Raw genomic sequence first — 12176 nt, 5'->3', positions numbered from 1 at the left:
CGAGCGGTCCGTGTTCGGCGGCTGACGACGACGTTTCCACGATGGAGGCGGCGATCGCCGTCATCGGGATGGCCTGCCGCTTCCCGGGCGCGGCCGGCCCCGGAGCCTTCTGGCGGCTGCTGGCCGACGGCGCCAGCGCCGTCGGCGAGGTCCCGGACGACCGCGGCGACCTCCGCCGGGCCGCCGGCGGGCCGCGCCGGGGCGGGTTCCTCGACCGCGTCGACGCGTTCGACGCCGGGTTCTTCGGCATCGCCCCCCGCGAAGCGGCGGCGATGGACCCCCAGCAGCGCCTCATGCTGGAGCTGGGCTGGGAGGCGCTGGAGGACTCCGGAACGGTCCCCGCGGCGCTGAGCGGCACCGCGACCGGCGTGTTCGTGGGGGCCATGGCCGACGACTACGCCGCGCTGATCCACCGGCGCGGCCCGGCGGCCATCACCCGCCACACGGCCACCGGGCTGCACCGGGGGGCGATCGCCAACCGCCTGTCCTACGTGCTGGGGGTGTGCGGGCCCAGCGTCGCCGTTGACGCCGGCCAGGCGTCCGGCCTGGTCGCCGTGCACATGGCGTGCGAAAGCCTGCGCACGGGGGAGTCGCGCGTCGCTCTGGCCGGCGCGGTGAGCCTGATCCTGGCCGCCGAGAGCGGCATCGGCATGGCCGAGTTCGGTGCGCTGTCCCCCGACGGTCGCTGCTATACGTTCGACGCCCGCGCCAACGGCTACGTGCGCGGCGAAGGCGGCGGCGTGGTCGTGCTCAAGCCGCTGGACGCGGCCGTCGCCGACGGCGACGACGTGCTCTGCGTCATACGCGGCAGCGCGGTGAACAACGACGGCGCCACCGACGGACTGACCGTCCCCAGCGCGGTGGCGCAGGCGGCCGTCCTGCGCCGCGCCTGGCGCAACGCCGCCGCCGATCCGGCCGACGCCCAGTACGTCGAACTGCACGGCACCGGCACACCTGTGGGCGACCCGGTCGAGGCCGCCGCCCTGGGCGCGGTGCTGGGCGCGTCGCGCCGGGCCCAGCACCCCCTGGCCGTGGGTTCGGCCAAGACCAACATCGGCCACCTGGAAGGCGCCGCGGGGATCGCGGGGCTGATCAAGGCCGCGCTGAGCATCCGGAACCGCGCCCTGCCGCCCAGCCTCAACTTCGCGGCGGCCCACCCCCGCATCGACCTGGAGCGGCTGCGCCTGCGGGTGCAGACCTCACTGGACGCCTGGCCCGCTCCGGACCGCCCGCTGCTCGCCGGGGTGAGCGCCTTCGGGATGGGCGGGACCAACTGCCATATGGTCCTGGGCGAACCGCCCTCGGCCGGCACCCGCCCCTCTCCTCCGCCCGAACATCCCGGGACCGCCCGCCGACCGCCGGACGCCGCCCATGGGGGACCGGGGCCCGCCGGCGCGCCGCCGGAACGCGGGGCGGACCCGGCTCCGCCCGGAGCCGCGGCGCCGGCGGTGCCCACCCCCCGGACCGGGCACCACCCGCACGCGCCGGGCGCCGTGCCCATGGCGGCGGCCCCCGCGAAGGACGCGGGCGCGGCCGGGGACCGCCCGTCCGGTGCGGCCGAGATGAGCGCCGCCCCCACGCGGCCATCGGGCGCGCGGCCCGCGGTCCGCCCGCCCGCCCCCTCCACCGGGTCCGAGCAGGCGCGCGTGGCGGAGCTGCGGCACAGGGGACCGGCACCCGCGGGAGACGAGGCCGGCCGTTCCCCGGCGGCGCCCGGCGGCGCCCGGCCGGAACGTGCCGAAGGCGTGTCACCGGCCGGGCCCGCCGCCCCCGAGCCGCCGCCGGGCCCCTGCCCCGTGCCGTGGATCGTCTCCGGGGAGACCGACGAGGCGCTGCGGGCCCAGGCCAGACACCTGCGGGAGCACGCCGCGGCCCACCCCGCGGACGCGAGTACCGACATCGCCTTCTCCCTGGCCACCGGCCGGTCCGCGCTGCGTCACCGCGCGGTGGTGATCGGCGCCGGGCGCGACCGCCTGGTGCGCGGCCTGGACTCCGTCGACGCGGGCGTCCCCGATCCCCGCGTCGTCCGCGGTACGCATGCTCCCGGCGACCCCCCGGTGCCCGCGGCCTTCCTCTTCGCCGGGCAGGGGGCGCAGCGCGTGGGGATGGGCCGCGACCTGTACGCCGCCTTCCCCGTGTTCGCGCAGGCGCTCGACGAGGCATGCGCCCATCTCGACCCGCACCTGGGCCGCTCCCTGCGCGACACCATGTTCGGCGACGCCGAGGCGCTCGACCGGACGCTGTTCACCCAGCCCGCGCTGTTCGCCTTCGGTGTCGCCCTGGCCCGTCAGCTCGGCGCGTGGGGAGTCCGGCCGGTGGCGGTGGCGGGCCACTCCATCGGGGAGCTGACGGCCGCGCACGTCGCCGGGGCGTTCTCACTCCCGGACGCCGCGGCCCTGGTCTGCGCGCGCGCCCGGCTCATGGACGGACTTCCGGCGGGCGGGGCGATGGCCGCCGTCAACGCACCGGAAGCCGACGTCGTGTCCGCGATCGGGGACGACACGGACCGGCTGGGCGTTGCCGCGGTGAACGGGCCCGAGGCCACGGTGGTCTCCGGCGCCGCCGGCGCCGTCGACCGGGTGGCCGCGCACTTCGCCGCGCGCGGCGTGCGGGTCCGGCGGCTGCGGGTCGGAGCCGCCTGCCACTCCCCGCTGATGGACCCCATGCTCCCGGAGTTCCGCGCCGCCGCCGAGCGGTGCGCGTTCCACCCGCCCGCCATCCCCGTCGTGTCGAACGTGACCGGCGGCCCCGCCTCCACCGGGCTTCTCACCGCCGACCACTGGGTGCGCCACGTGCGCGCGCCCGTGCGCTTCGCGCGCGGGGTGAACGCGCTGCACGCGGCAGGGGCACGCGCCTTCGTCGAGGTCTCGCCCGACGGCGTGCTGAGCGCCATGGTCCGCGGGGCGCTGCCCCCGGGGGCGGCCGCCACGGCCGTGGCCACCCAGGACACCAGGCGAAGCGGGCCCGAAGCGCTGGTCAGGGCCCTCGGCCGGCTGCACGCGGCCGGTGCGGCCGTGGACTGGCCGGCGTTCTTCGCGGGAAGCGGCGCCCGGCGCGTCCGGCTCCCCACCTACGCCTGGCAGCGGCGGCGCTACTGGTTCACCGATCACGTCGCGGCGCGGCCCGCGGGGGCTCCGGCCGCATCGGCCGACCCGGTCGGAGCCGTGCCGGTCCCCGGCCGCGCCCCCGCCCCCGCCCGCGACGGCGGCGAGCGGCCGGAACCGCTCGCCGGCCTCGCCGCGCTCGACGCGGGAAGCCGGATCCGCCGGGCCACCCAGTGGGTGCGGGCCGAGGCCGCCGCCATCGCCGGGCACGGCTCCGCCGACGCCGTCGACCCCGAGCGCACCTTCAAGGACCTGGGCTTCGATTCGCTGTCGGCGGTCGACCTGCGGGAGCGGCTCCGCGCATCGGGCGGCGTCGACCTGCCGCCGACGGTGGTCTTCGACCACCCCACGCCCGCCGCGCTCGCCCGGCACCTCTGCGAACTCCTCATGGGAGCCGGGCCCGCCGACACCCCCGCCGGGGCGCACGCGCCGACGGGCGAGCCCATCGCGATCGTCGGCATGGCCTGCCGCTACCCCGGCGGGGTGCGGTCCCCCGAGGACCTGTGGCGGCTGGTCGCCGAGGGCGGCGACGCCATCACGGCGTTCCCCGAGGACCGGGGGTGGAACCTGGACGACCTCGTGGGATCCGGCGCCGACCGCCCGGGGCGCAGCCGTGTCCGCCTCGGGGGCTTCCTCGACGACGCGGGCGGGTTCGACGCGGCGTTCTTCGGGATCAGTCCGCGCGAGGCCCTGGCGATGGACCCCCAGCAGCGCCAGCTCCTGGAGGTCTCCTGGGAGGCGGTCGAGCGGGCCGGGATCGGCCCGGCGTCGCTGCGCGGCAGCCGCACCGGGGTCTACACCGGGGCCATGAACCACGGCTACGGCCCCCGCCCGCACGAGGCGACCGGCGAGGTCGAAGGCTTCCTGCTCACCGGGGGTACCGGCGGGGTGCTGTCCGGCCGGGTGGCCTACACGCTCGGGCTGGAGGGGCCCGCGGTCACGGTCGACACCGCGTGCTCGTCATCGCTGGTCGCGGTGCACCTGGCCGCTCAGGCGCTGCGCGGCGGCGAGTGCGCGCTCGCCCTCGCCGGCGGCGTCGCCGTCATGGCCCATCCCGGCATGTTCACCGAGTTCTCGCGGCAGCGCGGGCTGGCCCCCGACGGCCGGTGCAAGCCCTTCGCCGCCGGAGCCGACGGCACGGCGTGGGCGGAGGGCGCGGGCGTCCTCGTGCTGGAGCGGTTGTCGGACGCCCGGCGCAACGGGCGCCGGGTCCTGGCGGTGCTCCGCGGCAGTGCCGTCAACCAGGACGGCGCGTCGAACGGCCTCACCGCCCCCAACGGCCCCTCCCAGGAGAAGGTGATCCGCCAGGCGCTCGCCGGCGCGGGGCTCGCGGCGGCCGACGTCGACGCGGTCGAGGCGCACGGCACGGGCACGGCGCTGGGGGACCCGATCGAGGCCACGGCTCTGATCGCCGCCTACGGGCGCGGACGCGACGCGGGCCGCCCGCTCCGGCTGGGGTCGCTGAAGTCCAACATCGGGCACGCGCAGGCGGCGGCGGGCGTGGGCGGGGTCATCAAGATGGTCCAGGCCCTGCGCCACGACCTGCTCCCGGCGACCCTGCACATCGATGAGCCCACGCCCCACGTCGACTGGTCGGGCGGGTCCGTTGAGCTGCTGCGCGAGGGGACGCCCTGGCCGAAGGGGGACCGGCCGCGCCGCGCGGGGGTGTCGTCGTTCGGGATCAGCGGCACCAACGCCCACGTCGTCATCGAGGAGGCACCGGAGGCCGATCGATCCGGCGCGGCGCCCCCAGCGGACCGGACGGTGCCGGGCGCGGCCGGTCCGGCCCGGGCGGGCGCGCCGCGGGCGCCCGCCCCCGCCCCGGCGGAAGGCGCCGCCCCCGAGGGCGGAGATCGCGTGCTGCCCTGGGCGCTCTCGGCGCGCAGCGCCGCCGCGCTGCGAGAACAGGCCGCCCGGCTGCGCGACGCGGTCCGCCGCGGCCCCGCGGTCGGGAACGCCGACATCGGCCACGCGCTCGCGGTGTCGCGGTCGGCTCTGGAGCACCGTGCCGTCGTCGTGGCGCGCGACCGCGCCGGGTTCCTCGACGGCCTCGACGCCCTGGCGCGCGGGGTTCCGGCGGCCGGGGTCGTCACATCGCGGCCGGACCGGCCGGAGGGCGCCCGCGCGCCGGCGCGCCGCGCCCCGGTGTTCGTCTTCCCCGGCCAGGGCGCGCAGTGGACGGGAATGGCCGCCGAGCTGGCCGGCGCGTCCCCGGTGTTCCGCGCGGCCATGGCGGAGTGCGCCGATGCGCTGGAGCCCCACACCGGCTGGTCGCTCATGGACGTGGTCCGGGGCGGCGGCGACGCTCCGTCCGCGCAGCGGGTGGACGTCGTCCAGCCGCTGCTGTGGGCGGTCATGGTCGCGCTGGCCCGCGAGTGGCGCGCGCTCGGCGTCGAGCCGGCCGCGGTGATCGGCCACTCCCAAGGCGAGGCCGCCGCGGCGGTCGTCGCCGGCGCGCTGTCGGTGGCGGACGCCGCCGCCGTGGTGGCGCTGCGCAGCAGGGCGGTCCGCGACCGTGCCGGGCCCGGGGCGATGGCATCGGTACCGCTGCCGGCCGGCGCCGTCGAACGGCTCCTGCGCGACCTGCCCGGCGGCCTGCACATCGCCGCCTACAACGGCCCCGCGGCCACCGTCGTCGCGGGGGCCCCGGGCACGGTCGCCGCGCTGGTGGCGAAGTGCGCCGCCGAAGGGGTCGCGGCGCGCGCCATCGACGTCGGCTACGCCTCGCACACGCCGCACATGGAGCACCTGCGCGACGACATCGTCGGCCCGCTCGCGCACATCGCCCCGACCCGACCGTCGGTCCCCTTCGTCTCCACCGTCACCGGCGCGCCGGTCGACGGCCCGGATCTGGACGCCGGGTACTGGTTCGGCAACCTGCGCCGCCCGGTGCGGTTCGCCGACGGCGTCCGTTGCCTGGCGGCATCGGGGCACGACCTGTTCATCGAGGTCAGCCCGCACCCGGTGCTCACGGTCGCCATCGAGGGGCTGCTGGAGGAGGCGGGGGCCCCCGGGACCGCCGTGGCGTCGCTGCGCCGCGGCGAGGGAGGCCGCGCACGGCTGCTGGCGTCGGCCGCCGAAGCGTTCGCGCAGGGCGCGGACGTCGACTGGGCCGTTCCGTTCGCCGGATGCGGTGTCCAACGCGTGGACCTGCCCGTCTACCCCTTCCAGCACGAGCACTACTGGCTCTCCGGGCCGGCGGCCCCCGGCGATCCCGGATCCCTGGGAGTGGCGGCGGCCGACCATCCGCTGCTGGGCGGCGTGCTGCGCCTCGCCGACGGCGGAGGCACCGTCTTCACCGCCCGGCTCTCCCACCGGACCCACCCCTGGCTGGCCGATCACCGGGTGGCGGGCACCGCGACACTGCCCGCCACCGCGCTCGTCGAACTCGCCACCCGCGCCGGCGACCGCGTGGGCGCCGGCTACCTCGACGAACTCGTGGTGGAGGCGCCGCTCATCCTGCCCGAGCAGGGAGCGCTGCAGATCCAAGCCGTCGTGGAGCCGCCCGGCACCGCGGGGCGGCGCGCCTTCACCGTCCACGCCCGCCCGGACGGCGACGAGCACGAGCCGTGGCTCCGGCACGCGTCGGGCACCCTGGCCGGGGGACCGCGTCCACCGGCGCGGCCCATGGCCGAGTGGCCGCCGGCCGGCGCCGAGCCGATCGACGTCGACGCGGCCTATGACACCCTCGCCGACCGGGGATACGGGTACGGCCCGGCCTTCCGCGGGCTGCGCGCCGCGTGGCGGCGCGGGACCGAGGTCTTCGCCGAGGTGGCCCTGCCCGAGGGGCAGCGCGCCGCGGCGCCGGCGTTCGGCCTGCACCCCGCCCTGCTCGATGCCGCCCTGCACCCGCTGCTCCTGGCCTCCGACGCGGGCCGCGACGGGACCGTGCGGCTCCCGTTCGCCTGGGGCGGGGTGCGCCTGCACGCGGAGGGCGCGACCGCCCTGAGGGTGCGCTGGTCGCCGGCCGGTGCCGCCGGCACGGCGGTGGAGGCCACCGATCCCGCCGGGACCCCGGTCCTGTCGGTGGACGCGATGGTCGCGCAGCCCGTCGCACGGGACCGCCTCGCCGTGCGCGCGCGCACGGGCGACGCGCTCTTCGGGGTCGACTGGATCGCCGCCGCACTGCCCGACCCGCCCGATACCCCTGTCTGCGCCGCCATCCGCATGGGCCGGCCGCCCGCGGCGGCACCGGTCTCCGCAGCCGTGCCGGAGGTGGCGCGGACGTGGTTCCCGCCGGCCGCCGGCCCCGGTCCGGCCGCCGGGCGGCGGCACCCGCCCGAGTCCGCGTCCGGCGCGCTCGCCGGCATGCCCGTCCATGCCGACCTGTCCGCTCTCCGCTCCGCCGTGGACTCCGGGGCGCCGGCGCCCGGCCTCGTGGTGGTCGACTGCCGCGGGGCGCTCGTGCCGAGCCATGACACCGCTGCCGCCGCCCATGTGGTCCTCGGCCGGCTGCTGGAGCTGGTGCGGTCGTGGACCGCCGACCCCCGGTTCGGGGAATCGCGGCTGGCGGTCCTCACCAGCGGGGCCGTGGCCGCGGCCCCGGGCGACAGCGTCCCGGAACTCGCCCAGTCCCCGGTGTGGGGGCTCCTGCGCTCCGCGCAGATCGAACACCCCGGGCGGTATGTGCTCATCGACACCGATGCCACCCCCGAATCCCGGCGGACGCTGGTGCGAGCGGCCTTCGGCGGCGAACCGCAGGTCGCGCTGCGCCGCGGATCGGCGCTCGTCCCCCGGCTGGCCCGGGTGGTGGCGGACGAGCTCGTCCCCGCCGGCCACGGCGGCGGTCCGTGGCGGCTCGACACCGCCGCACCCGGCACCCTGGACGCGCTGAGGCTGCTCCCCGCCCCGGAGGCCGGGGCCCCGCTCGCCTTCGGCGAGGTCAGGATCGCCGTTCGGGCCGCCGGGCTCAACTTCCGCGATGTCCTGATCGCGCTCGACATGTGCCCGGGTGAGAAGGACATGGGCAGCGAGGGCGCGGGGGTGGTGATCGAGACCGGCCCCGGGGTGACCGGTCTGGCCCCCGGCGACCACGTCATGGGGCTCTTCGACCGCTCCTTCGGGCCGGTGGCCGTCGCCGATTGGCGGACGATCGTGCGCGTCCCCGAGGGGTGGACGTTCGCCGAGGCCGCCGCGGTGCCCGTCGTCTTCCTGACCGCCTACCTCGCGCTCGTGGACATGGCCGGGCTGCGCCCGGGGGAGACGGTGCTCATCCACGCCGCCGCCGGCGGCGTGGGCACCGCGGCCGTTCAGCTCGCCCGGCACCTGGGGGCCGAGGTCTACGCCACCGCCCACCCCGACAAGTGGGACACCCTGCGCGCCATGGGGATCGACGACCGCCATATCGCGTCGTCGCGCACCCTCGACTTCGAGCGGCTGTTCCGCGGAGCGACGGACGGGCGCGGGGTCGACGTCCTGCTCGACGCGCTGTCCGGCCCCTTCGTCGACGCGTCCCTCCGGTCGATGGCCCCCGGAGGGAGGTTCGTGGAGATGGGCAAGACCGACGTCCGCGACCCCGGGGCGGTCGAGGCCGCCCACCCGGGCCTGCGGTACCGGGTGGTCGACCTGCCGCGCGTCTCCCCCGATCGGATCCGCTCGGCCCTGGCCTCGGTGATGTCCCTGTTCCAGCAGGGCGCGCTGACACCGCCCAGGATCACGGCATGGGACATCCGCCGCGCGCCCGAGGCGTTCCACCATCTCCAGCAGGCGCGCCACACCGGCAAGGTCGTGCTGACGGTGCCGCGCCCGCCCGACCCCTCCGGGACCGTCCTGGTCACCGGCGGCACCGGCACGCTCGGCTCGCTGGTCGCCCGCCACCTCGTCGAAGAGCACGGCATCCGGCACCTGCTGCTGACCGGGCGGCGCGGGGCCGAAGCGCCGGGGGCGGCGGAGCTGCGCGCCGACCTCGGCCGCCTGGGCGCGCGCGTGGAGGTGGCGGCGTGCGACATCGCCGACCCGAAGGCGCTGTCGTCCCTGCTCGACACCGTCCCGCCGGAACACCCGCTGACCGCTGTGGTGCACGCCGCCGGAGTACTCGACGACGCCACCATCGCGTCCCTCAGCACCGACCGCCTCGACCGCGTCCTGCGCCCCAAGCTCGATGCGGCACTGCACCTGCACGATGAAACCGCGGGGCGCGACGTCGCGGCCTTCGTCCTGTTCTCCTCGGCCGTCGGGGTCCTGGGCGGTGCCGGGCAGGGCGGCTACGCCGCCGCCAACACGGCGCTCGACGCCCTCGCGCATCACCGCCACGCCCGCGGCCTGCCCGCGACCTCGCTCTCCTGGGGACTGTGGGCACAGGCCAGCGGCATGACCGGGGCCATGACCGCGGCCGACCGCGACCGGCTCGCGCGCGGCGGGATCGGCCTGCTGTCCACGGAACGCGCGCTGGCCCTGCTGGACACCGCACTCCTGCTCCAGCGCCCGCACCTGGTCCCGCTCCGGCTGGACGCCGCGGCCGCCGCCGGCCAGGTCCCGGCCGTGCTCAGCGGACTCCTGGGCGGCGCGCGCGCCCGCTCCCTCGTCTCCGCCGCCGATGTCGCGCGGACGGATCTCCCGGGGCGGCTGGCGGCCCTCGTCGGGCCCGAGCGTGAGCGGATGCTGCTGGACCTCGTGCGCGAGCAGGCGGCACGGGTACTGGGCCACGGCGGGCCCGACCACGTGCATCCGGACCGGCCGTTCTCCGCGGGCGGGTTCGACTCCCTGACCTCGGTCGAGTTACGCAACAGGCTCAGCGCGGCCACAGGGCTGCGGCTGTCCCCGACCCTGCTGTTCGACCACCCGACACCCGCGGCGGTGAGCCGCGAGCTCCTCGCGGGTCTGCTGCCCGGCGGCACCGCTGCCGGCGGAGCCCCGGCACCCGCGGGGGCGACGAGCGCCCGCGCCGGCTCCGCGGCGCCCGCCGGCGGAGCCGGGCCCGGTCTGGCCGACGCCCGGCGGGCGCTCGACTCCATCCCCCTCGACCGGTTGAAGGCGTCCGGACTGCTGGACGCACTGCTGGAACTCGCCCGGCCCAAGGAGGACGCGCCGGAGCGGGCGCGCCGGCCGCACGATACCGATACGGGGGCGATCGACGCGATGACCATCGACGACCTCGTCCACCTGGCGCTCGACCGCGCGGACGGAACCGCCGCGCACGAGGTCGCCGGGCCCACCGGTCGGCACGCACGTGCCGACCCGGCCGATCCGGCCCGCCCCGCCGACGCGGTGGCCGCCACGGACATCGGAGCCTCCGGAGGAGACGCATGACCGCGGAGGACCCCCGGCTCGTGGCCGCGCTGCGCGCGGCGCTGAAGGAGGCCGAGCGGCTGCGCCGCTACAACCGGCGGCTCGCCGACCGCGCGCACGAGCCGATCGCCGTCGTGGGGATGGCCTGCCGCTTCCCCGGCGGCGCCGACTCCCCGGAGGGGCTCTGGCGGCTGGTCGCCGACGAGTCCGACGCCGTCGGCGACTTCCCCGGCGACCGCGGGTGGGACCTGGACGGGCTGATCGACCCCGACCCCGAGACCCCCGGGAGCACGTATGTGCGGCGGGGCCACTTCCTGGACGACGCGGGCGGGTTCGACGCGGGCTTCTTCGGGATCGGTCCGCGTGAGGCGCTGGCGATGGACCCCCAGCAGCGGGTGCTGCTGGAGGTGTCGTGGGAGGCGCTGGAGCGGGCGGGGATCGTGCCGGGCGCGCTGCGCGGCAGCCGGACCGGGGTGTTCACCGGCGTGATCGCCCAGGAGTACGGCGTGCGGATGCATGAGGCGACCGGTGACCTCAAGGGGACGGTGCTGCCCGGGAGCATGTCCAGTGTGGCGGCCGGACGCGTCGCCTACACGCTGGGACTGGAGGGTCCGGCCATAGCGCTCGACACCGCGTGCTCGTCGTCGCTGGTGGCGATCCACCTGGCCTGCCGGTCGCTGCGGGCCGGCGATTGCGGCCTGGCTTTGGCGGGCGGGGCCACCATCATCACCGCCCCGGGCGTGTTCACCGAGTTCGCGCAGTTGAGGGGCCTGGCGCCCGACGGCCGGTGCAAGCCCTTCGCGGCCGCCGCCGACGGCACGGGGTTCGCCGAAGGCGCGGGGGTACTGGTGCTGGAGCGGCTGTCGGACGCCCGGCGCAACGGGCGCCGGATCCTGGCGGTGATCCGGGGCACGGCGGTCAACCAGGACGGTGCCTCCAACGGGCTGACCGCGCCGAGCGGGCCGGCCCAGGAACAGGTGATCCGCCAAGCGCTGGCCGACGCCGGGCTGGAGCCCGGCGACGTCGACGCGGTCGAGGCGCACGGGACGGGCACCACGCTCGGCGACCCGATCGAGGCGCGCGCGCTCTTGACCGTCTACGGGCAGGACCGGCCGGCCGACCGCCCATTACGCCTCGGGTCGGTGAAGTCGAACATCGGCCACACGCAGGCCGCCGCCGGGGTGGCCGGGGTCATCAAGATGGTCATGGCCCTCCACGACGGCCGGTTGCCGCGCAGCCTGCACGTGGACCGGCCCTCGCCGCACGTGGACTGGTCGGCGGGCGCGGTCGGCCTGCTCACCGAGTCCCTGCCCTGGCCCGACACCGGCCGCCCCCGCAGGGCCGGTGTCTCGTCGTTCGGGATGAGCGGCACCAACGCCCACGTCATCGTCGAACAGTCGCCCGGCCCCGCACCCGCACCCGCCGCAGGCGGTCCGGAGGCCGTGCCCGCGTTCGCGGCGCCTCCCGTCGTATGGCCGGTATCGGGCCGGAGCGCGGAAGCGCTGCGCGCCCAGGCGCGGCGGCTGGCCGCGCACGTGGAGACCGGGTCCGCCGCCGCGGATCCCCGGGACATCGCCCGCGCGCTGGGCGCCACGCGCTCGCACTTCGCCCATCGTGCCGCGGTGTTGCCGGGTGGGGGTGGTCTTGTTGCGGGGTTGGGTGCGGTGGCGGGTGGTGTGGAGCATCCGCGGGTGATCCGTGGAGAAGCGGCCGGCGGCGGGCCGGTGTTCGTGTTTCCGGGGCAGGGGGCGCAGTGGGCGGGGATGGCGTCGGGGCTGTTGGAGGCGTCGCCGGTCTTTCGTGAGGGGATCGAGGCGTGTGCGGAGGCGTTGGCTCCGCATACCG

Annotated in this window: 2 protein-coding genes; both read left to right on the top strand. The window is 77.5% G+C overall.

What is annotated here, in order from left to right; translation table 11 throughout:
• Window positions 1–41: 41 nt before the first annotated feature.
• Window positions 42–10352, top strand: coding sequence for a type I polyketide synthase (locus ACFO4E_RS03930; protein WP_378571627.1), 10311 nt, complete (start codon window positions 42–44; stop codon window positions 10350–10352).
• A partial coding sequence (locus tag ACFO4E_RS03925; protein WP_378571626.1) for a type I polyketide synthase occupies window positions 10349–12176 on the top strand: 1828 nt, incomplete at its 3' end. The genes ACFO4E_RS03930 and ACFO4E_RS03925, both read left to right, overlap by 4 nt.

The organism is Nocardiopsis mangrovi (assembly GCF_042653925.1).
GTDB lineage: Bacteria > Actinomycetota > Actinomycetes > Streptosporangiales > Streptosporangiaceae > Nocardiopsis_B > Nocardiopsis_B mangrovi.
This window is presented reverse-complemented; position numbering and strand designations above follow the sequence as displayed.

Coding starts and splice junctions, on each gene's coding strand:
- ACFO4E_RS03930 (WP_378571627.1), top strand. CDS start 42: ATGGAGGCGGCGATCGCCGTCATCGGGATGGCCTGCCGCTTCCCGGGC.